Here is a 21,937-nt window from a genome sequence, read left to right on the forward strand (position 1 = left end):
GCCTTCACGCGTTCACTGGTTGCCCTGGCTTTGCTTCATGATCTCCTGCGCGGAGAAGTTGATGCCGCAAGTGGGAAACGAATTGCCGACGAAGAAGTTGTCCGACTCGTTCGGGAAATAGTTGGTGCCCGCCTTCAGCTTCGAGTCGTCAGTGACGTCGAGCGGCAGCTTGATCGCCACGGGAATCGTCTGGCCATCGAGCGCCGCGAGCGCCGTCTTGATCGCCACGGCCACCTGCGCGGGACCGCTGCCCGCCGACGTGCACTTCAGCCCCTGGGCGCCGTACTGCGCGCAGAACTTGCGAAAGCCGTTTTCCGTCTCGCCGCCGAACGGCACGAACGGATGTTTCGCATCGATCATCGCGCGCACGACACCGGTGTCGCCGCCTTGCGCCGAGATGCCGTCGAAATGGCCTTGCACGGCAATCGCGTCGGCGGTGGCCTTCTGCGCGACGGCGTCGTCCCACTTGCCGTAGACCTGCACGACGTTCCACTTCTTGCCGCTCTCGTCCAGGGTCTTCGTGAAGCCATTGTGGCGGTCGGTGTCGACCGACGTGCCCGCCACGCCGCGCACTTCGAGCACCTTGCCGCCGCTCGGCAGATGGCCCGCGAGCCACTTGGCCCACAACACGCCCAGCCCGTACTGGTCGACGTCCACGTTGATCGCGTCTTCGCTGTCGAGCGTATTGTCGAACGCGACCAGCACGACGCCGGCTTTCTTCGCGCGGCGGATCGCGGGTCCGAACGAAGCGGGATTCTGCGCGTCGACGATGATCGCGTCGTAGCCGGCGTCGATGAAGTTGTTGACAGCCGAGATCTGCGCCGGAACGTCCTCGCCGGTCGAGACGACCTTGAACTCCTTGAGCTTGGCGGCGACGTCCGGTTGCGCCGTATAGGCCTTGGCCGTCTTGATCATCTGGATACGCCAGGTGTTCGCGATATAGCCGTTCACGAGCGCGACACGGTACGGGCCGCTCTTCTTCGGATACTTGATGAACTTCGTGTCGGTCTTCCAGGGGACCATGCATGTGGGGTCGCTGGACGGGCCGGAAACGATCGATGCCTGCGCGAATGCAGCGCTTGCGCACAGCGCCATTGCCGCGGTCGCCGCCGCTCGAAGCACGTGGATTCCTGAAAGCATGTTGTCTCCTTTTTGTCGGATAGAACTGACTGCTTATGGATAACCGGCGCACCTGGCTTGCCGAAAATGGCCGACACCGTGTGCGTAACGCGGGGAATCTTTCTGGATGTGCTGCAGCGGGACTGGACCGGACGCGCCGAACCAGCGGAATGACATCTTCAAAGGCGTCCCCTCGAAGCAAAACGACGGGCATGCGTGAACGCCACCCCGTCTGACAGTACTGGCATACCAATCTGCGCGCGATAGTGGTTTACCACTGGATGCGGCGCGCGGGCCAACTGGCGGGAATCGGGCGAAAACCCGCACCACGCCTATGCGTGGCGGTGCGGCAACTGGTGTACCATTTTGCCGAACTTCAGCCGCCGCCCGGCGGCTTCGACGCTTTCGAGAATCTGGATGGCCGATCTTTCGCATACGCCAACCGGTCGCGCCGCCGATGCGGACGCGGCCGACCGCTCCTACGTCGGCCTCGCGAAACAGATCTACGAGCTGATCGCGGCGGGCGAACACGGGCGCGCGCCGGTAGGCCCGCGCGAGCGCCTGCCTTCCGAGCGCACGCTCGCGGAGCGCTTTGGCGTGAGCCGTACGCAGGTGAGAGAGGCGATCATCGCGCTGGAAGTGCAAGGCGTGGTCGAGGTGCGCGTGGGCTCGGGCATCTATGTGGCCGAAGCGCCGGAGGCGCGCTCCATCGCGTTCGACCTGCCGCGCGGGCCGGGCCCGATCGAGACGCTGCGCGCGCGCGAAGTGATCGAAAGCGGCATCGCGGCGCTCGCCGCAACCGAACGCAAGGACTCGGACCTCGACCGCCTCTTCGCCGCGTTGCGCGCGATGCGCGAAAACATGGACGACAAGGCCGCCAACGAGGCCGCCGACCGCGAGTTCCATCTGGCGATTGCGGGCGCAACGGGGAACGACATGCTGCGCCAGGTGGTGAGCGCGATGTGGGACAACTCACGCGCCGACCCGCTGTGGCAGAAGATCGAGGAGCACTTCCATACGCCCGCGTTGCGCGCCGCGTCACAGAAAGACCACCAGCGCATCTTCTCGGCCATCATGGCGCGCGATGCCGATGCCGCGCGTGCGGCGATGCAGGCGCATCTCGCACGCGTGATCGGCGAATTCACCCAGGCGTGGCGTTAGCGCCTTATGCGGCCGCAGGCAGCGCGTGCGCGAGCAGCGCGCTTTCCTCGTGCGCAACAGCCAACGGTGCGTTGAACGGCGCCTCTTGCGGCATGTCCACCGTCTCGCTCACACGGAAGGTCGCCACGGCCTCGGCCATCTGGCTCGCCTGCTGCTCGAGCGATTCGGCGGCAGCCGCTGCCTCTTCCACGAGCGCCGCGTTCTGCTGCGTGACCTGATCCATCTGGCTGACCGCCGTCTCGACCTGCTCGATGCCGGCGCTCTGCTCCACCGTGGCCGAGGCGATCTCCTTCATGAGGCCCGACACCTTGTCCACCGACGCGACGATCTCGGCCATCGTCGCGCCTGCTTCGCCCACGAGCGAGCGGCCATTGCGCACGTCATGCACCGAGGCGTCGATCAGCGACTTGATCTCGCGCGCCGCAGCGGCGCTGCGCTGTGCGAGCATGCGCACCTCGCCCGCGACCACCGCAAAGCCGCGCCCTTGCTCACCTGCGCGCGCGGCCTCGACCGAAGCGTTGAGCGCGAGGATATTGGTCTGAAACGCAATGCCGTCGATGATGCCCGTGATGTCCGCAATCTTGCCCGAGCTGCGGCTGATCTCCTCCATCGTTTCGATCACCTGTTCGACCACGCGTCCGCCGCGCTGCGCGACATCCGCCGCCCCCGTGGCGAGCGCGCTCGCCGCGTTCGCGTGCTGCGCATTCTGACGCACGCTCGACGTGAGCTGCTCCATGCTCGATGCCGTCTGCTCCAGCGACGCCGACTGCTGCTCCGTGCGGCTCGACAGATCGAGGTTGCCCGCCGCGATTTCGCGTGCGCCCGTATTGATGGCGTCGCAACTCGAGCGCACGCTGTGCACCGTGTGGCTCAGGCCGCCTTGCATGCGCCGCATGGCGCCGAGCAACTGGCCGATTTCGTTGCGCCCGCCACTTGCTATGTGGACCGAGAGATCGTTCGCGGCGATCTGGTTCAGCACTTCCACCGCCCCTTTGAGCGGCGCCGTCACGAGGCGGCGCAGCGCCATATGGGTTGCGACGACGAGCGCCAGCGCGCCTGTCAAGCCCACCGCCACCATCGCCATCACCCAGTCGTGCTCGCGCTCGCCCTGGTCGAGCGTTGCGCGCGTGGCGGCGTCCGCGTTCGCGCGCAACGCGCCCACGCTCGCCGAAAACTGCGTATTTGCGTTGGCGACGTCTCCGGCGGCGAGCGTGGCATATGTGGCCGTGTCGCCAGCACCGAGCGCCGCGGCCGCGCGCCGCAGCGTGTCCGCGAGCGCGCTCCACGTAGAGAGCAAGGTGTCGCGCTGCTGGGCCGCCGCGGCATTGAACGGTGCGCTCGTCCGCAGCGCGGCGCTATGCTTTGCGGCCTGATCGAAGAGATCGCTTGCGTCCTGCTGCGCCCGCTTTTGCGCTTGCTCGCGCGTTGCTGCGTCGCTCGTTTCCTTCGCCGCCTGGTACGCGCGCGCGAGTGCCGTTTGCGCAAGCGCCGCGTCCTCGCGCAAGGCGAGCGCGAGTGCGTCCTGGCGCGCGACTTCGTGAATGAAACGCGCCGAGTTGTCGGCGCGGCCGATCATCAGGACACCTACCGCAGCGCCCACCACCAGCATCGCCGCGAACGTGCAGAGCACGACCAGCAGCCCGGTTCGAATCGTCAGATTACGCATGGCTCTCTTCCCGGTTCAGGGCTTCGACGTGGTTGGGACAGCGTCGCTGCCCATGCGGGCCAGCAGCATGTTCGCCTGCTCGATCAGCGTGGCGCGGTATTCGCCGGGCAGCAGCACGTCGTCGGCCACGGCCATCGCTTCGCCGAGCTGCGCGCGAAACGCGAGGATCGTGCGCTCGATCTGCACAGTCGACAGTTGCGGCAGCACCGCCTCGACGAACTTCGTCATCACCACCACGCTCGCGCCGAAGCGCGAGATGGCCTTGCCATGCGCGCTCACTAGCGCGGTCATCGATTTCAACAGCATCTCGTCACTGGTGCTCACGGAATTCTCCAGATACAACGGCCAAAGGGGAATTGGAAACGGCAGCCTTCAACCGGCCACGCACACTTCCAGCACGCGCGGCATCAATTCGGCGGGCGCGGGACGTGCAAGCAGATAACCTTGCGCGCGGTCACAGCCGATCTCGCGCAGGAACTCGAGTTGCCGCGGCGTCTCGACGCCCTCGGCCACCACCGTGACGCCGAGCGAGCGCGCCATCGCGACAATCGCGCGCACGATCGAGCGGTCGCGCGCGGCGCTTTTCTTCACCCGCGGCGACATGTCCGGCTCCGGCTCGGCCATATCCGCGAGGAACGAACGGTCCACCTTGAGCGTGTCGACCGGTAAGGACTGCAGATACTTGAAAGACGAATACCCCGTGCCGAAGTCGTCGATCGCGAGGCTGATGCCGCGGGCGGCGAGTTCCTGCAGCAACGCTTCGATACCGCCCCGGCCCGACGTCATCGCCATGCTCTCCACGAGTTCGAGCTGCAGGCGCGTGGGCGGCAAGCCGGTTTCGCTGAGTATGGTCGTCAGCTGATGCAGGAAACCGTCGTGCAGGCATTGCCGCGCGGAGAGATTCACGCTGATGCGCCCGAAGTCGAAGCCTTCGTCCAGCCACTCGCGCGCCTGGCGGCAGGCTTCGCGCAACACCCACGCGCCAAGCGGCACAATCAATGAGGATTCCTCGGCAATCGGAATGAACTGATCGGGCGGCACGAGGCCGCGGCGCGGATGCTGCCAGCGCACGAGCGCCTCGATATTGACGAGTGCCCCGCTCGCCACATCGAATTCGGGCTGATAGTGGAGCACGAGTTCGCCGGCCTCCAGCGCATGGTGAAGCTCGCTTTCGAGCACGATGCGCTCCATGGCCGAAGACGTCATCGGCGCGGCGAAGAAGCGGAAGTTGTTCTTGCCCGCGTCCTTGGCCTCGTACATCGCGCGGTCGGCCTGCATGAGCAGTTGCCGCGGATCGCGCGCGTCGTCCGGATACATGCTGATGCCGATGCTCGGCGTGACGAACAGCAGTTGCTCGCCAATGTGCATCGCGGCGCCCACGCGCGCGAGCAGCCCCTGGGCGATCTGCCCGACGTGGCGAATGTCCTCGATGTCCTCGATCAGCAGCGTGAACTCATCGCCGCCAAGACGCGCCACCGTGTCGGTCTCGCGCACCGCTTCGCGCAGACGCGTGGCGATCACCGTGAGCGCCTCGTCGCCCACGCCGTGGCCCATCGTGTCGTTGATGAGCTTGAAGCGGTCGAGGTCGAGAAACATCACCGCGACGCGCTTGCCCGAACGGCGTGCGCGCGCAAGCGAGAGCGTAAGGCGCTCGGTGAACAGCGTGCGATTGGGCAGGCCCGTCAAGGCGTCGTGCGTCGCGAGGTAGCTCAGGCGCTCCTCGGTCTCGCGGCGCTGCGTGATGTCCGCGAAGATCGCGGCGTAATGCGTGCAGCGGCCCCCGGGGTCGCAGATGCTGGAAATCGTCAGGTATTCCAGGTAAAGCGCGCCGTCCTTGCGGCGGTTCCAGATTTCGCCTTTCCAGTGGCCGTTTTGCTGAAGGCTGCGCCACAGTTCGCTGTAGAACGCCGCACCCTGGCGCCCCGAGTTGAGCAGGCTCGCGTTGCGGCCCAGCGCTTCGTGCTCCGTATAGCCCGTGAGGCGCGTAAAAGCGGGATTCACGCGTTCTATGGTGCCGTCGAGGTCGGTGATCATCACGCCGTCGAGCGTCGATTCCACCACCTGGTCGGCGAGGCGCAGATTCGCGCGCGAAGCGAGCAGCGCGTCGTCGCGCTCGCGCAGCGCGATCTGCAGTTCGCGCACGAAACCGTCTTCGATGTCGTGCAGGATATGGGAGAGGTCGAGCAGGCCAGCGAGACTGCCGTCTTCGCCGATCACCCCCACGTGGCGCATGCGGTGCTCGACGAGATACTGACGTGCGGCATAGAGGCTTTGCGAATGCGCGAGCGAGCGCAGCGGCCGGCTCGCGCGCGCGCCGGCCGTGCCGTCGAGCGCACCGGCGGCCGCGAAGCGCACCACGTCGCGCTCGGTCACGATGCCGTAGTCGCCTTCGGGATAGCTCACGACCAGAGCGCTCAAGCGCCGCGCACGCATGCGCTGCATGGCCTCGTGCATAGCCATGCGCGCGTCGACCACGAGCGGCATCGCGGCGTTGACCGACCCGACGGTCTTCAGCCGCAGGAAGCATTCGAGCCCCTGATTCATGACCAGGTCGGTTTGCGTGACGATGCCGAGCGAGCGGCCAGCTTGATCCACGACGAGACAATGGCGGATGCCCTCGCGCTTGAAGCGCAGCGCGGCGTCGCGCAGGCGCGTGTTCGCAGGCAGCGCGCGCACCGGATGGCTCATCGCGTGACGGATGGGCAGCGCCAGCGCGGCGGCGTCTTCGCCCAGCGCGAGCGCGTCGTGCTCGGTCCAGATGCCGACAGGCCGCCCCATTTCGGTAATCACGATGGCGCTATAGCGCCGCTCGCTCATCATGCGCGCCGCTTCGCGAATCGGCACGTCGGGCCCGCAGGCAAGCGGCGGCCCTGAAAGAAGCTGCCCGATTTCCAGGTCCAGCGTGTGGTGTTGCATGTAGCGCCCCGAACCGCACTGCGATGTCTTTGTGAGATAGCGGGAAGCTAACAGCGGGCAAGCGGGTTTCAGTTGACGAAAATCAAGGTTCTAACCATCCGAGATCACGCAAACGTTTGCGCATTCACTTCCAGGAATATCAGGGCGGCATCATGTGTCGCGCGCTCGCGACAAACTTGATGCGCATAAACTTTTATATGTGGAGCCACATAATCTAGTTTACTGGACAGTTAAATCCATTAAACTGGACACTATGGATATCCACACCAACATCGCCCGCCGCCTGCGCGAACTACGCGACGCCAAAGGCTGGTCGCTCGAAGCGCTGGCCGAGCGCAGTTCGGTCAGCCGCTCAAACATTTCGCTCATCGAACGCGGCGAGAGCAGCCCCACGGCCGTCGTGCTCGACAAGCTCGCCACGGCACTTGGCGTCTCGCTGGCGTCGCTCTTCGAGGCGCCGGGCGACGAAGCACGACAGGTCCCCTCCCCGCATGCCGCGGCCCGCGATCAAGCGGTTTGGACCGATCCCGAATCGGGCTACGTGCGGCGCAATCTGTCGCCGGCCGCGTGGTCGCCCATCCAGCTCGTGGAAGTGCACTTTCCGCCAGGCCAGCGCGTGGCCTACGACACGAGCCTGCGCGACGCGGAAATTTATCAGCAGGTTTGGGTCATGGAAGGCGCGATGGAGATGACGGTTGGCGAGCGCCTGTGGCGGCTCGAAACGGGCGACTGCCTCGCCATGCGCCTCGACTGCCCTATCGTCTATCGCAATCCCACGAGCGAACCGGCGCGCTACGTCGTAGCGCTATGCAGGATTACTAACTGACCAGATTCGAATACACATGAGCGAAACCATCGAGATACGCCGCCTCACCGCCGAACAGGCGCACGCCGCCTCACCCGCGCTTGCGGATGTGCTCATCGACTGCGTGGAGGGTGGCGCCTCGGTGAGCTTCATGTGGCCCATTTCGCGCGATACGGCGCTTGCGTTCTGGCGCGAGGTCGCACAAGGCGTGGCGCGCGGCGAACGCATTCTGCTCGCGGCCGAAGACGCGCAGCAGCGCATCGTGGGCACGGCCCAGCTCGTGACGGCACAACCCGCGAACCAGCCGCATCGCGCCGATGTCGCCAAGGTGCTGGTGCATCGCGCCGCGCGCGGGAACGGCGTAGGGCTGCGCCTCATGCAGGCGATCGACGCGGCGGCGCGGGAAGCGGGCAAATCGGTGCTGGTGCTCGACACCGTCACAGGCGGCGTAGCCGAGCGGCTCTATGCGCGCGCAGGATGGCAGCGCGTAGGCGCCGTGCCGAACTACGCGCTGATGCCGGACGGCACCTTCTGCGGCACGACGTTCTACCACAAGCAACTGGCAAGCAGCTAACGTGGCAGGCTGCTAACGCGAAGCCGGTTCATCGTGCGTTCACCCAACCATGGGGCGACGGTACGAATAAAACCAGTACGAACGCGGGCACGGGCAGCACGCACTCATTTACCGTAATCGGCCACGTACCGGCGTGGCTCAATACGTGCCCGGTTTTAGAACATTGCCGATTGCCAACGCCAAACCATCGGGATTGTCATAGGCCATCATATGCTCGGCGTTGGCTACGAGTTCGACGCTACAGCCTGCTCGCTCGAATCGGGCAATATCCTCGCGCGTTGCCGTATCCGGAAGAATTACCCCTTTTCTCGTATTCAGCCTGGCGAGGTCTTCGAGCCAGCTTCCCGAGTTGTCTTCCAATGCGGACTTTGCCCATTGGTATAGGGCATGAGGCGACGCAACGGCAAACGGGCCCAGCCAGGCGTCATTGCCGCCCTCGGCTTTCAATTGCGCCCGAAGCTGCGCAAACCCGCCATTGACGAACTCCGCTTCGGTCGTCGATGCCATTTCCGACAGCCTCGCAATACCGTAATCGGTGAGACCGGGCGCACACAAGATCAGCGTTCTGAGCTTGCCTGGCAGGCATTTCGCCAGTTTCAAGGCAATGAACGCGCCGGCACTGTGAGCGAAGAGATTCACCTGCGTGAACGGCTCGGCCGCAACGAATTTTTCCAGAACGGCTGCCTGTGCCGTGGAGGTATAGGTTCCGTCCTCTGGTTTGTCGCTAAACCCCGCGCCCATGAGATCGACGAGTATCGATCTGCATTTCGAATAAGACCTGGACGTCACGACCGGCGGATAGTCGCTACTCGAAGCACATCCCAAGCCGTGAATAAAGACGAGCGGATCGAATGTGCTCGTACCGCAATGCATATCGATGTAACGAAGAATGTTGCCTCTGTCGTCTACGGTGAACGTATTCACACACCTCTCCACGAAGCGATATCGAACTCACGATACCCCAACGTGGAATACCTATGGAAATTCACGACACCTCTCATGACCTGAAATACGCTTTGGGACAGTGCGACGAGACCACAAAGCGGCTCGCATCGCTCACGCATGCTCCACCGCGCGCAACGCCTCCGATGGCCGCATGCCGAACATGCGCCGGTAGTCGGTGGCAAACTGGCTCAGATGCCAGAAGCCCCAGGCCGCTGCAACGTCCTGCACCGAGCCGGCCGCGCGTCCGCACAGATCGCGCCGGGCGCCGTTCAGGCGCACCGCACGCAGATAAGTGGCGGGCGCCATGCCGAGCACGTCCTGAAAACAGTACTGGAGCGTACGACGGCTCACGTGCAACTGCTCGCAAAGCTCCGGCACGCCAACAGGCCGCGCGCGATGCGCGAGCACATAGTCACGTGCCTGCGCGACGATCCAGCGGCGCCGCGAGGCGGGCTCGACAACCGCCTCGCCGCTAGTCGCGCAGGCATCGAACAGCGCGGCGAGCACTTCGGCCTGGACTTCATTGCGCTCGAACTCCGAAAGCGGGCCGTTTGGCGCGTGGGCATGCGCGTGTCCGCCGTCGTCGAGACGCCTTGCGAGCAGCGAGCAAAGGCGCTCGATACGTGCGGCGCCAGCGTGCACGATGGGCGTGCCCGGCAGACGCTCGTCAAGCGACGCGCGCTCGACCGAAGCCGCATAGTGGCGCAGCACGTCGCCGCGCACGACCACGCCGTAGATCGAAAATTGCGCCGGCGTGAGCAGTTCGAATTCGACGTTGCCAGGGCGCAGCGCAAACGCGTTCGCGCCGATAGGCTGCGCATCGATACGCGCATGACCTTCGCGCGCGACCGGAATGCCGAACCACCAGGCATCGCCGCGCACTTCGCACGCCTGCCGCAGCGTGTGGCTCGTGGTTTCGCGAAACACCTTCATGGTGTCGAGCGGCAACTCGGTGAGAGTGCCGACGAAGCGGCCCGCGGCGAGCTGGTCGTAGGTCTGACGCCACCCCACGAGATTGCGCGCCTGCTCGTCGGCGTCGTGCGCGACGCTGACCACCGCACGGCCTGCGGGCACCTCCGCGCCCAGCGCGTTGCGCCGCGTTTCCTCCGCCGTGGCTTCGGTCCGCTCAGCCAATTCGTTCATGGTTGCCTCCCAGCTCGCACTTGCATCTGTCGATCGTCGAATGATGCAAGAGTCGCGCCAGCCCGAGCAATATGCCGAAAGGCCAAATCGCGCGGCAAGCTGCTCCACGGCGGCGCAATGGCCTGTTACCGGAGTGCTCAATTACGGCACACGCGGCGACGCGCACCGCCGCGGTGCGTGAAGGGTCGCGCAAGGCTGCGGCGGGCCATATGGCATGCCGCACGCGGGCTCACGCCGAACCAAGCTGACATGCCCCCGCATTGCCCGGCAACGTCGCGTCGCTATCGTCCTTGAGTCCGACGCCGGTCAGCCCGAGCCGCCGCGCGTGCGTGAGGAGGTAATGCAGCTTGTGAGCGGCGGCCTCGTAGGGCAGGCCTTCGGGCCGCACGTTCGAAATGCAGTTGCGCTGGGCGTCGTGGCAGCCCACTTTCGGCGCATAGGTGAGGTAAACGCCAAGGCTGTCGGGCGAGCTGAGTCCTGGCCGCTCGCCTATGAGCATTGCAACGAGCTTCGCGCCCAGCAGTTCGCCAATTTCGTCGCCAAGCGCAACGCGCGCCTGGCGCGCAACGACCACGGGACCGATGCGCCAGCCTGCAAGGCGCGCACGCACGGCGAGCAGCAACGGAACGGCCTGCTTCGCCGCAGCGAACGCCGAAAGGCCGTCGCCGATCACGAACACGACTTCGGGCGGTTCGCCGTTCGAGGCGACCGCGGTGGAACCAGCCAACGCGGCCAACTCGGCCCGGCTCGCCTCCGACAAGCGCCGCCCCAGATCCGGCCGGCGCAAATAATGCTGCCGGTCGGGCGCCGCGCTCTCCACGCCGAGCGTTGCGAATCCCTCGGCTTCGAGCGTGCGCCGCAGGGCTTCGGCGTCCAGCGGCTGATGCACGGCGTCGCGCGCCTGCGCGTGCGAGAGATTGAACGCGAGCAGCGGCGCAGTGGGCAGGCCGTTGCCCGCACGCCCGAGCGCAATGCGCGCGTTCGTGAATGCCTTCAGTCCGCCCCAGGGGTTCTTTTCGACGGCGTCGCTCATGCGTCGATCCCCATCCATTCATGCGCGCCCGCGAGCAACGGCACGCGCGCCGAGCCGGGCAGGAGCGCGCCTTTGGAGTCGACGATTTCCATCGTCTCCAGCCACTCCTCGAATTCCGGTGCGCGGCGCAGGCCGAGCAGGTCGCGCACATAGAGCGCGTCGTGAAACGAGGTGCTCTGATAGTTGAGCATCACGTCGTCGGCGCCTGGAATGCCCATGATGAAGTTGATGCCCGCCGCGCCCAGCAGCGTGAGCAGCGCGTCCATGTCGTCCTGATCGGCTTCGGCGTGATTCGTGTAGCAGATGTCGCAGCCCATTGGCACGCCCAGCAGCTTGCCGCAGAAGTGATCTTCCAGTCCCGCGCGAATGATCTGCTTTCCGTCGTACAAATACTCGGGGCCGATGAAGCCCACCACCGTATTGACCAGAAACGGCTCGAACTTGCGCGCAACCGCATAGGCGCGCACCTCGCACGTTTGCTGGTCTACGCCGTAATGCGCATTCGCCGAAAGCGCGCTGCCCTGGCCCGTCTCGAAGTACATGAGGTTGTTGCCGACCGTGCCGCGCTTGAGCGACAGCGCAGCCTCGCGCGCCTCTTTCAGCAGCGCGAGCGAAATGCCGAAGCTCGCGTTTGCTTTTTCGGTACCCGCTATCGACTGAAACACGAGGTCGACCGGCGCGCCCTTTTCGATTGCCGCAATCGTGTTCGTGACGTGCGTGAGCACGCAGGACTGCGTAGGCACGCGGTAACGCTCGCGAAAACCGTCGATCATCGCGAGCAGCTTCACGATGGCCGCGAGGCTGTCCGTTGCGGGATTGATGCCGATCATCGCGTCGCCGCAGCCGTACATCAGGCCGTCGAGCATCGAGGCGGCAATGCCCTTCACGTCGTCGGTGGGATGATTCGGCTGCAAGCGCACCGACATGCGGCCCGGCAATCCCACCGTGTTGCGAAAGCGCGTGACCACGGGGCGTTTTTTGGCCACCGCGATCAGGTCCTGATTGCGCATGAGTTTCGACACGGCGGCAACCATCTCGGGCGTGAGGCCCGGCGCCAGGCGCTCGAGCGTTTCGGTATTTGCTGCTCCGGAAAGCAGCCAGTCACGAAAGTCGCCAACGCTCAGGTGCGACACAGCGGCGAACGCCGCTGCGTCGTGATCGTCGACGATGAGGCGCGTGACCTCGTCGTTCTCGTAGGGGACCAGCGCCTCCGAAAGAAACGCCTTCAGCGGCACCGCGGCCAGCGCCATTTTCGCGGCCACGCGCTCCTCTTCGCTCGCCGCCGCCACGCCGGCCAGCTGGTCGCCGGAGCGCAGCGGGCTAGCCTTCGCGAGCAGCGTCTTGAGGTCCGCGAAGCGGTAGGTGCGCGCGCCGATCGTCTCCGTATATTGCATGTGATGGACTCCTGCAAATCTCGCGGCTCACTCCTCGAGCAGCGCTTCACCCGGCATGGCGTCGCGCTGGCTGCGCGTGGCGAGGAAATAGCCATAGCCGAGCGCGAGAAACACCACGAACACTCCCGCGACCAGCGCATTGAAATACACCATCGTGCCGAGGCAAACGACTGCGGCTACGAGCGCAAACGCCGGAAAGTACGGGTAAAGCGGCGCGCGGAACGGCCGGTCCATGGCCGGCTGCATGCGGCGCAGCTTGAAGAGCGCCGCCATGCTGACAATGTACATCACGATCGCGCCGAATACCGACATCGTGACGATGTTGGCCGTGAGCGTCTGGCCGCCGAACTGGATCAGCTCGTCGCTGTAGATTGCGGCGATGCCCACCACGCCGCCCGCGAGAATCGCGCGATACGGCGTCTTGAAGCGCGGGTGGATCTTCGCGAGCCACGCGGGCAGATAACCTTCGCGGGCGAGCGCGAAGATCTGCCGCGAATAGCCGAGGATGATGCCGTGAAACGAGGCGACGAGCCCGAAGAGGCCGAGCCAGACGAGCATGTGCATCCAGCCGCTATGCTCGCCCACGATGAACTTCATGGCTTGCGGCAGCGGGTCGTTGATGTTGGCAAGCTTGGTCCAGTCGCCCGCCCCGCCCGCGAACACCATCACGCCCACGGCCAGCGCGACGAGCGTGAGAATGCCGGCCACGTAGGCGATGGGAATCGAGCGGCGCGGGTTCTTCGCTTCCTCCGCAGCCATGGCCACGCCTTCGATTGCGAGGAAGAACCAGATGGCGAACGGAATCGCGGCGAACATGCCGTTGAACGACCCAAGCGAGAAGTGGTCGCTACCGGACCAGCCGCCCTTCATGAAGTTGCTCCACGCGAAACCCGGCGACACCACGCCCATGAACACGAGCAGCTCGAAAATGGCGAGCAGCGTGACGATCAACTCGAAGGTCGCGGCGATCTGCACGCCCACGATATTGAGCGCCATGAAGACGAGGTACGCGCCCATGGCCGCGTGCTTGGGTTCGAGCCCGGGGAACTGCACGTGCAGGTAGGCGCCGATCGCGAGCGCGATGGCGGGCGGCGCGAACACGAACTCCACGAGCGTGGCCGCGCCTGCGAGGTACCCGCCGGTCGGGCCGAACGCGCGGCGGGCATAGGCGAAAGGCCCGCCCGCGTGCGGAATGGAGGTGGTGAGTTCAGTGAAGCTGAAGATGAACGTGGTGTACATCGCCGCGACGAACAGTGCCGTGACGACGAAGCCGAGCGTGCCGGCGCTGGCCCAGCCGTAGCTCCAGCCAAAGTACTCGCCCGAAATCACGAGGCCGACTGCGATGCCCCACAACTGCCACGTGCCGAGCGTTTGATTCAGTGCCGGCGCGCCGGCCTTGCCGCCCGCTGCGGGGCGTGCGTTCGACTCGCGTTGCATGGTTCTCTCCCTGTGGATGGCCCGGGCGGCCAGCCCTGGCCGCCACGGATGCGTGAAACCATGCTATTGGGTCATTAATCGACGTGTTATCGAAAATCGGCAAATCGTGGCTGCGGCGCAGCACATGCGGCTGCGCGCTTCCTTGCGGCAACCTTTCGCGCGTTGCGCCTACAGCAACGGGTCCATCAGCGCGACCTGCTGCGCGAAGCGCTGCTTGTCCTCGCCCTGCAAGGGGTCACGATGCGGCAGGTCGACGGTGAGCGGATCCTGCGCGACCTGATCCACGTGCACCTCGTAGTGCAGATGCGGACCGGTCGCCCAGCCCGTCGCGCCCACATAGCCGATCACCTGCCCCTTGGTCACCGTCTGCCCGGCCTTCAAATGCTTCGCAAAGCGCGAGAGATGCGCGAAGGTCGTGGAGTAAGGGCCGAAGTTGTCGAGCTTCACGACCTTGCCGTAGCCCGTTTGCCAGCCGGCGAACATCACGGTGCCGCGCGCGGTCGCGTGAACCGGTGTGCCCACGGGCGCCGCGAGATCGACGCCTTCGTGCGGCTGGATGCGGTGCGTGACCGGATCGAGCCGTCGCAGCGAGAAATGTGAGGACACGCGCGTGAACGTCACGGGGTAGCGCAAGAACGACGGCATGGCCGCGTGGCCATCGGCGGAATAGTAAAACGCCTTGCCCGCGAGGTTCCGGTAGAGAAAAAGATCGTGCGAGACGTTGCCGTTCGAGATGCGGATCGCAACCGGCGTGTCGGGGGAAGACTGTGCGTCTTGTGTCGCGCCGGCATTCGAAGCGCTCACGCCGCTTGAATCTTTTGCGCCGTTTTCGTCGTTTGTGCTGTTCGCATCGTTGCGAAACACGAAGCGGATTTCGCTGCCGCGTTGCAGATCGCGCCGGAAATCGAGCCGGCCCGAAAATGCGCGCGCCAGCCGGGCCGTCGTCGCCGCATCCAGGCCGAGGCGCTGCGCCGCCTCCGAGAAGCTGTGCTCGACCACGGCGGTTTCCACACGAAACGCCGGCGCGCTTTCGCTCGCGGACGCCGCATCATGCGCCGGCGCGACAGGCGTCACCGCCGCCGCACCGGATAGCGGATCGTCGGTCGCAACATCGGCGTGCCGATGTGCAAGCCACGCGGCGCTCGTCAAACCGATTGCAGACACAACGATGAGTTTCCCCGCGAAGCCCGGGGAGGCCGCTATTGCACGAAAAGCCATGAATCGAATGACGGATTGCAGAGCAGAGAAACGCAAGCGAACGCCGCGCTACTCAAGGTGAAATCGGAAGTGAGATCGATGGCCGCTTCGTTCGATTAGCGAGCATCGATGATGCGAAGCGCTTCAAAATAAATGCCCTTTCTTAAACGAAACTTAAGACAGGTCAAAGAGCAGAACATTCTTCCGATTTGCTGAGCAATGGCTCCCGGGAACGCCACTTGCTAGATGCCACGGCGCAGAAAATGCGTACCTGTACGCGAGTTTTCTGTCACTTTTATAAAACGGGAAATGCTACCGAAAACAGTTTATCTGGATACCTTATTAATTTCCCGAAATGACACGCCGAATGCAATCAAGCCTGTTATCCGTTCAATCGCGATCGCTCCCCAAGGTAGACGCACCCAATCGAATGCTCTATACTGATCTCGTTTCGATCACAACGAAGTCGTTCTCGTGTGCATTGAGGCACATGGTCCACGCTAAAGGACCACTGTGCCGCAAGCGCCATTCAAACGGGCCTCCGGCCCTCGCGTAGCGGCTTAAAGCCCTCGCATCCATGCCGCCATCAGGCGGTTTCCTGCTTCAGCGCGCATCGATTTTCTCGACGCCGTTGAGCTGAACATGACAACCAGAAGAACGCGAATCGCGCGTTCATGCGACTGCCGCCACGTAGCCATCGTGCGCGGGCGGGCTGGCTTTCGTCCGCTTTTTTATCCGCTTTTTTGTCCGTTGTTTTCGTCGGTTCCAATCGCGGCCATGCCGGGATCACGAACTTCCTTCGCGGCGCCCCCGGCATCTTCGTGGGCGTCCCCGCTGCGCAGCGTTGCGCCGCGCGGCACAAGAACAAGGAGGCGTACCTTCATGACTCGACGCTCTGCCCTGCTCGCGGGCAGCCTGATCGCCCTTGCCGCCATTGCGTGGGCACTTTCGCGCGCCATTGGCGCCGATACATGGCACAGCCACGCAGGCGACCTCGCCTACTACACCGGGCGGCACCTGCTGCTCGTCGGCTATTCGATGGCGCTCGCCATCATGGTTGGCGTGCCCGCAGGCGTGCTGCTTAGTCGACCGCGCTTCGCGCGCCAGGCCGAACGCTTCATGCAGATCTTCAATGTGGGCAACACGATTCCGTCGCTCGCGGTACTGGCCATTGCGCTCGGCGTGTTCGGCATCGGCGACATTCCTGCGATCGTCGCCCTCTTTCTCGCATCGCTCCTGCCCGTCACGCGCAATACTTACGAAGGCGTGAAAAACGTGCCGGGCGCGCTGCGCGAAGCCGCGCGCGGCATCGGCATGACGGGATGGCAATCGCTCACGCGCGTGGAGCTGCCCAATGCGCTGCCCATTATCGTGGGCGGCGTGCGCACCGCGCTCGCCATTAACGTGGGCACGGCGCCGCTTGCTTATCTGATTGGCGCGGACAGCCTCGGCTCGCTCATTTTCCCCGGCATCTATTTGAACGATCAGCCCTTGCTGCTGCTCGGCGCCGCGTTCACCGCCGCGCTCGCGCTCGTGCTCGACGGCGTGGTCGCCGCCAGCAGTCATCAGTGGCTCTCGCGTCACGGAGGGCTCGTATGATGCTCACGTCACCCTTCCAACGCCTGCGCCGCTTCGTTCAAGCCTGCTTGCTCGGCGCGACGCTCGTTGCCGTCAGCACGCCCGCTTTCGCGCAGCCGAAGCTCGTTTTGGGCGCGAAAAACTTCACCGAGCAATACGTGCTCGCCGAAGTCACGGCGCAATACCTGCGTTCGCGCGGCTACACCGTGGAAGTGCGATCAGGCCTCGGCAGCACGCTCATGCGCAGCGCACTGGAAAATGGCCAGTTCGACCTCGTATGGGACTACACAGGCACTGCGGCACTCGTCTACGACAAGCTAACGGAAAAGCTCTCGCCCGAAGCAATGTACGAACGCGTGAAGGCGCTCGACGCACCGCGCGGCCTCGTCTGGCTCAATGCCTCGCCGCTCAACGACACCTATGCATTAGGTCTGCCGAGCAAATTCGCCGGGGAAACGGGCATCACCACCGTCTCGCAGCTTGCGCAACGGCTGAAGACCGACCCAGAAGCCAGGCGCTACGTGTTCGGCATGGACGCCGAGTTCGCGAATCGCCCGGATGGCCTCAAGCCCCTGCTCGCCACCTACGACATGAGCTTCCGCCGCTCGCAGATGAAGCAGATGGACCCTGGCCTCGTTTACACGGCGCTGCATAACAATCAGTTGAAGATCGGCCTCGTCTACACCACGGACGGGCGCGTGAAAGGCTTCGGCATCGTACCGCTCGAAGACGACAAGCATTTCTTCCCGCCCTACAACGCCACGCCCGTGGTGCGCAAGGACGTGCTGGAGCACAACCCGAAGCTGGCCGCGCAGCTCAATGCGCTTTCCGCCGCTCTCAACAACGACGTGATGCAGGACATGAACAAGGCCGTGGATCTGGACGGCAAATCCGCCCAGGAAGTGGCGGCGGATTTCCTGCGCACGCATTCGCTGCCTTGAAGGAGCCCGCATGAACGTATTCGACTATCTCGCTTCGAACTGGCCCGAACTGCTGCAACTCACGCTGCAGCACCTGTACCTCGTAGGCATTGCCGTGGGCTGCGCGATTGTTGCGGGCGTACCGCTCGGTGTGCTGATCAGCCGCCACGACTGGCTCGCCGCGCCGCTGCTGGGGCTCGCGACCATCATCCTCACGCTGCCCTCCATCGCGCTATTCGGCCTCATGATTCCCGTGTTCTCGCGCTTCGGGCAGGGTATTGGCGCGGTGCCCGCCATCACGGCCGTCTTCCTCTATTCGCTGCTGCCCATCATGCGCAATACGTACCTCGCGCTGCGCAACGTCGACGCTGGCATCAAGGAGGCCGGCACCGGCATTGGCATGACGTCGTGGCAGCGCCTGCGTCTCGTCGACTTGCCGCTGGCCGTGCCCGTGATTCTCGCGGGCGTGCGCACCGCAGTCGTCATGAACATCGGCGTGATGACCATTGCCGCCGTGATCGGCGCGGGCGGGCTCGGCACGCTGATCATCCGCGCCATTGGCCAGAGCAGCATGATGAAGCTGCTCGTGGGCGCGGTGCTCGTGAGCGTGCTCGCGATCGTCGCCGACCTGTTGTTGCAGATGCTGCAGCGCGCATTGACACCGAAAGGAGTACAGAAGACATGATCGAACTCGACCAACTCACGAAGACCTTCACGCAGAAAGACGGCCAGGCCGTGCGCGCCGTCGATTCGGTGAGCCTCTCGGTGGCCGAAGGCGAGATCTGTGTGTTCCTCGGCCCCTCGGGCTGCGGCAAGACCACCACGCTCAAGATGATCAACCGGCTGATCGAGCCGACCTCGGGCCGCGTGCTCATCAACGGCGAGGACACCACGGGCCTGAACGAAGTGGATCTGCGCCGCCGCATTGGGTACGTGATCCAGCAGATCGGCCTCTTTCCGAACATGACGATCGAAGAGAACATCACGGTCGTGCCGCGCCTGCTCGGCTGGGACAAGAAACGCTGCGCCGGGCGCGCGGCGGAACTGATGTCGATGGTCGCGCTCGACCCGAAGCTGTATTTGAAGCGCTATCCGCGCGAGCTTTCGGGCGGGCAACAACAACGTATCGGCGTGATACGCGCGCTGGCCGCCGACCCGCCCGTCCTGCTCATGGACGAGCCGTTCGGCGCGGTCGATCCGATCAATCGCGAAACCATCCAGAACGAGTTCTTTCAGATGCAGCGGCAACTGAAGAAGACCGTCATCATGGTGAGCCACGATATCGACGAGGCGATCAAGCTGGGCGACCGCATTGCCGTATTCCGGCGCGGCAAGCTCGTGCAATACGACCATCCCGACACCCTGCTCGCGCGCCCGCACGACGACTTCGTCGCACAGTTCGTGGGCCAGGACAGCACGCTCAAGCGCCTGCTGCTCGTGAAGGCCGGCGACGCGGCCACGCAACCGGAAACCGCACGCATGAACACGCCGCTCGCCCACGCGTTCGCCGCGATGGACGAAGCCGATTGCCGCTACCTCACCGTGCTCGACGACGCGCGGCATGCGCTCGGCTTCGTGGCGCGGCGTGCCGCGCGCGGCGCCGAAGGCGTGTGCGGCGAACGCATCACGCCCTTCCCGGCCACGGTTTCCGTCGACGACAACCTGCGCATCGTGCTCTCGAAGATGTACCAGTTCCGCGCCTCGTGGATGCCGGTGCTCGACGCCGAAGGCGCCTATGTCGGCGAGATCACGCAGGATTCGATCGCCGACTATCTGAGCTCGGGCCGCTCGCGGCAGCAGACCGGACAGCCGCCGGGCGCGGCGGTGCGGCCGGTGGCTGCCATCGCGTGAGCGGCGGGTCATGCCAAAACGCGCTAGAACGTGGTGCGCAATCCGACCATGACACTGCGCCCGCCCTCGGGCGCGATGTCGCGCACCACGGAACTCGCATAGCGCACGTCCTGATTCGTGAGATTGTCGCCGCGCACGTACGCAAGCCAGTTCGTTGCGCCCACATGGAACTTGTACGTGAGCGCCAGCGCCAGCGTGGTGTAGCCTGCCGTCGGCAAATCGTCTTCGGGCACGCGGTTTTGCGCCCATGCGTGCACGAGTTCGGCGTGCGCGCCGAACGGGCCGTAGCCGTAGTCGGCGTTTAGCGTCGCGCGCAACGGCGCAATGCGCGGCAGCGGCGCGCCCGTGTCCGCGTTGCGCGCGTGCGTATAGTCGGCGGTCAAGCCAACGTCGAGACGATGTGCGCCGCGCTCGAGCACCCGCCAGCGCCCTTCCAGTTCCACGCCATAGAACTCCGCGGGCACGCCGCGATAAACGGCCTCGTTGAGCGCATCCGCCGTGCCGGCGGGCACGGGCGTGTCGTCGTCGTTCACGAGGCGGCCCGTGTTGTACTCCGTGAGGTAATTGCGAAAACGGCTGTAGAACACGCCCGCGCTCGCCTTGTTCGCACCGCGCGCATAGCGCAGCGAGAGATCCGTGGAAATGGCCTTTTCCTTCTGCGCGTCGGGGTTGCCGATCAAATACTGGCCGGTCGCGTCGTGCGGGCCGTTGGCATAAAGCTCATAGAAAGTCGGCGCGCGCTCGGTGTACGCGACGTTGCCCACCACCGACCATACCGGCGTGAGCTTGTAGAGCGCGCCCGCCGAGAGGCTGCCCGCGTTGAAGTCGCGCGATTGCGCGCCCGCGAACTTCGTGCCGTCTTCGCCCGCCACCGGATCGAGCTTCACATGTTCGATGCGCCCGCCCAAACTCAGCTTGAGCGCCGGCGTCACATTCCACTCCTCCAGACCGAACAGCGCGACATTGGTGGTTTGCGTGGTCGGCACGAGCGCCTCATCGCCCAATGCCGAGAACGTGTTCTGGCTCACCTGCACGCCAAACGCGCCCTCCAGCGGCCCGAGCTTCGCGTGGCGTGCCTCGAGCCGCGCTTCGTAGCCGTGATTGCGGAACGTCGTGCTCGTTTCGCCGTTGTCGATCTCGCGATGTTCGTAGTCCGTATAACCGAAGTCGAACTTGAGCTGGCTGATCGGCCCCTGCAGGTTGCGCACTTCGGAGGCGAGCGCGACGTGGTCCTGATGCATGCGCAGGCGCACGTCGTCTTCGGCCACCGAGCCGTAGTTCGCGTCGAACCCGTTGTACGAGATGCCCGCGTAGCCGTCGGCCCAGGTGTACGACGAGCCGACCGCGCCGCCGTGCCAGCGGCCGTCGCTGTTCGGGATGCTGCCGTAGGGCTCGGCCGCATCGGGGCCGTCCAGCGCGCGTTGCTGCGCCGAGTGCGCGTAGCCGGGTATGCGCTGGTTGCTCGTGTCGCGGTCGAACGCGTCCACGTGGAAGGCGAAACCGCCGTTGCCGCCTTCCACCTGGGCTGCGCCTGCGCGCGCGTCGTTCGCCCCGCCGTAGCTCGCATCCACTGCGCCCGTCACGCCCGAAACCGGCTCGCGCGGAATACGGTTGTCGATCGTGTTCACCACCCCGCCAATCGCGTTGCCGCCGTACAGCAGCGCAGCCGGGCCGCGCACGATCTCGACACGCTCGATCGAAAGCGGGTCTTGCGGCACGGCGTGATCGTATGAGAGCGACGAGGCGTCGAATGCGGCCACGCCGTTTTGCAGCAGGCGAATGCGGTCGCCGTCCATACCGCGAATGATCGGCCGCCCGACCAGCGGGCCGTAGGTCGTCGTCGAAACGCCCGGCAGACCGTCGAGCGTTTCCCCGAGCGAGTTGGCGCGGCGCAGGACGAGCGCATCGCCGTAAAGCGCGGTGGATGGCGTGGTGAGGTCGGTGTTGCCGAGCGGGTTCGCGGTGACGAACACCGGCGCGAGTGTCGCGCCGCCCGTCTGCGTGTCGGCGGCGCTCGTTTCAGGCGATTGGGCATGCGCGAGCACACCGCAAAGCGCGAGCGGCAAGGGAGCGAGCGGCAGGACGCGCGCGAAGCGCAGCCCCGCCAGCAGCGCGGATAAGGACGTAAATGGGATGGTCGCCACGATGTTTTCTTGTTTGCGTCGTTGGAGTGATGGGCGGCGAATGTCCGGGGCCGA

General features: G+C 65.0%; 19 protein-coding genes. 7 read left to right on the forward strand and 12 right to left on the reverse strand.

The window, feature by feature from the left end; all coding sequences use genetic code 11:
- Nucleotides 1-12 precede the first annotated feature (12 nt).
- Complete coding sequence (locus U5A57_RS28795) at nucleotides 13-1,140, reverse strand: sugar ABC transporter substrate-binding protein (RefSeq protein WP_321915039.1); 1,128 nt, start codon at nucleotides 1,138-1,140, stop codon at nucleotides 13-15.
- 396 nt (nucleotides 1,141-1,536) lie between these two features.
- Between U5A57_RS28795 and U5A57_RS28800 the strand changes: the two genes are divergently transcribed.
- Nucleotides 1,537-2,280 carry a FadR/GntR family transcriptional regulator gene (locus U5A57_RS28800; RefSeq protein ID WP_321915040.1) on the forward strand — a complete coding sequence of 248 codons (744 nt, stop codon included), beginning with the start codon at nucleotides 1,537-1,539 and terminating at the stop codon, nucleotides 2,278-2,280.
- A 4-nt stretch (nucleotides 2,281-2,284) separates the two neighbouring features.
- Here the strand turns inward: U5A57_RS28800 and U5A57_RS28805 are convergent, their stop codons facing one another.
- From U5A57_RS28805 to U5A57_RS28815, 3 genes are read right to left on the reverse strand one after another with little or no spacing between them, the layout of a single operon-like run.
- On the reverse strand, nucleotides 2,285-3,946 hold the full coding sequence (locus U5A57_RS28805) for a methyl-accepting chemotaxis protein (RefSeq protein WP_321915041.1): 1,662 nt from the start codon (nucleotides 3,944-3,946) through the stop codon (nucleotides 2,285-2,287).
- A 15-nt stretch (nucleotides 3,947-3,961) separates the two neighbouring features.
- Nucleotides 3,962-4,270, reverse strand: coding sequence for a hypothetical protein (locus tag U5A57_RS28810; RefSeq protein WP_321915042.1), 309 nt, complete (start codon nucleotides 4,268-4,270; stop codon nucleotides 3,962-3,964).
- A 48-nt stretch (nucleotides 4,271-4,318) separates the two neighbouring features.
- The gene (locus tag U5A57_RS28815; protein WP_321915043.1) at nucleotides 4,319-6,862 is read right to left on the reverse strand and encodes an EAL domain-containing protein; all 2,544 of its coding nucleotides are present in this window, start codon (nucleotides 6,860-6,862) and stop codon (nucleotides 4,319-4,321) included.
- A 253-nt stretch (nucleotides 6,863-7,115) separates the two neighbouring features.
- Here U5A57_RS28815 and U5A57_RS28820 point away from each other — a divergent pair, with 253 nt between their 5' ends.
- Both U5A57_RS28820 and U5A57_RS28825 read left to right on the forward strand, forming a co-directional pair.
- Nucleotides 7,116-7,688: an XRE family transcriptional regulator gene (locus U5A57_RS28820; protein WP_321915044.1), complete on the forward strand. Its 573-nt coding sequence runs from the start codon at nucleotides 7,116-7,118 to the stop codon at nucleotides 7,686-7,688.
- A gap of 16 nt (nucleotides 7,689-7,704) precedes the next feature.
- Nucleotides 7,705-8,241, forward strand: coding sequence for a GNAT family N-acetyltransferase (locus U5A57_RS28825; RefSeq protein WP_321915045.1), 537 nt, complete (start codon nucleotides 7,705-7,707; stop codon nucleotides 8,239-8,241).
- A gap of 138 nt (nucleotides 8,242-8,379) precedes the next feature.
- On the opposite strand, the gene U5A57_RS28830 is transcribed toward U5A57_RS28825, so the two are convergent.
- The 7 genes from U5A57_RS28830 to U5A57_RS28860 form a co-directional block, all read right to left on the reverse strand.
- Complete coding sequence (locus U5A57_RS28830) at nucleotides 8,380-9,165, reverse strand: alpha/beta fold hydrolase (protein ID WP_321915046.1); 786 nt, start codon at nucleotides 9,163-9,165, stop codon at nucleotides 8,380-8,382.
- Between the two features lie 132 nt (nucleotides 9,166-9,297).
- Nucleotides 9,298-10,329 (reverse strand): helix-turn-helix domain-containing protein, encoded by a 1,032-nt coding sequence (locus U5A57_RS28835; RefSeq protein WP_321915047.1) that lies wholly within the window; start codon nucleotides 10,327-10,329, stop codon nucleotides 9,298-9,300.
- Between the two features lie 229 nt (nucleotides 10,330-10,558).
- Nucleotides 10,559-11,362 carry an ethanolamine ammonia-lyase subunit EutC gene (gene eutC, locus U5A57_RS28840; RefSeq protein WP_321915048.1) on the reverse strand — a complete coding sequence of 268 codons (804 nt, stop codon included), beginning with the start codon at nucleotides 11,360-11,362 and terminating at the stop codon, nucleotides 10,559-10,561.
- Nucleotides 11,359-12,756 carry an ethanolamine ammonia-lyase subunit EutB gene (locus tag U5A57_RS28845; protein ID WP_321915049.1) on the reverse strand — a complete coding sequence of 466 codons (1,398 nt, stop codon included), beginning with the start codon at nucleotides 12,754-12,756 and terminating at the stop codon, nucleotides 11,359-11,361. The genes eutC and U5A57_RS28845 overlap by 4 nt, the downstream gene beginning before the upstream one ends.
- A gap of 27 nt (nucleotides 12,757-12,783) precedes the next feature.
- Nucleotides 12,784-14,193 carry an ethanolamine permease gene (gene eat / locus U5A57_RS28850; RefSeq protein ID WP_321915050.1) on the reverse strand — a complete coding sequence of 470 codons (1,410 nt, stop codon included), beginning with the start codon at nucleotides 14,191-14,193 and terminating at the stop codon, nucleotides 12,784-12,786.
- 168 nt (nucleotides 14,194-14,361) lie between these two features.
- Nucleotides 14,362-15,357 (reverse strand): M23 family metallopeptidase, encoded by a 996-nt coding sequence (locus U5A57_RS28855; protein WP_321915051.1) that lies wholly within the window; start codon nucleotides 15,355-15,357, stop codon nucleotides 14,362-14,364.
- Between the two features lie 764 nt (nucleotides 15,358-16,121).
- Entirely contained in the window at nucleotides 16,122-16,274 is a 153-nt protein-coding gene (locus U5A57_RS28860) for a hypothetical protein (protein ID WP_321915053.1), read from the reverse strand.
- Between U5A57_RS28860 and U5A57_RS28865 the strand changes: the two genes are divergently transcribed.
- From U5A57_RS28865 to U5A57_RS28880, 4 genes are read left to right on the forward strand one after another with little or no spacing between them, the layout of a single operon-like run.
- Nucleotides 16,273-16,989 (forward strand): ABC transporter permease, encoded by a 717-nt coding sequence (locus U5A57_RS28865; protein ID WP_321915055.1) that lies wholly within the window; start codon nucleotides 16,273-16,275, stop codon nucleotides 16,987-16,989. The two genes, U5A57_RS28860 and U5A57_RS28865, sit on opposite strands and share 2 nt — an antisense overlap.
- Nucleotides 16,986-17,909, forward strand: a complete 924-nt coding sequence (locus tag U5A57_RS28870) for a glycine betaine ABC transporter substrate-binding protein (RefSeq protein WP_415774672.1) — start codon at nucleotides 16,986-16,988, stop codon at nucleotides 17,907-17,909. The genes U5A57_RS28865 and U5A57_RS28870 overlap by 4 nt, the downstream gene beginning before the upstream one ends.
- A gap of 10 nt (nucleotides 17,910-17,919) precedes the next feature.
- On the forward strand, nucleotides 17,920-18,573 hold the full coding sequence (locus U5A57_RS28875) for an ABC transporter permease (protein ID WP_321915056.1): 654 nt from the start codon (nucleotides 17,920-17,922) through the stop codon (nucleotides 18,571-18,573).
- Nucleotides 18,570-19,739 (forward strand): ABC transporter ATP-binding protein, encoded by a 1,170-nt coding sequence (locus U5A57_RS28880; protein ID WP_321915057.1) that lies wholly within the window; start codon nucleotides 18,570-18,572, stop codon nucleotides 19,737-19,739. Before U5A57_RS28875 ends, U5A57_RS28880 begins: the two co-directional genes overlap by 4 nt.
- Nucleotides 19,740-19,762: 23 nt before the next feature.
- Here the strand turns inward: U5A57_RS28880 and U5A57_RS28885 are convergent, their stop codons facing one another.
- Nucleotides 19,763-21,874: a TonB-dependent receptor gene (locus U5A57_RS28885; protein WP_415774675.1), complete on the reverse strand. Its 2,112-nt coding sequence runs from the start codon at nucleotides 21,872-21,874 to the stop codon at nucleotides 19,763-19,765.
- Nucleotides 21,875-21,937: the final 63 nt, after the last annotated feature.

This window comes from Paraburkholderia sp. J11-2, from assembly GCF_905220185.1.
Lineage (GTDB): Bacteria > Pseudomonadota > Gammaproteobacteria > Burkholderiales > Burkholderiaceae > Paraburkholderia.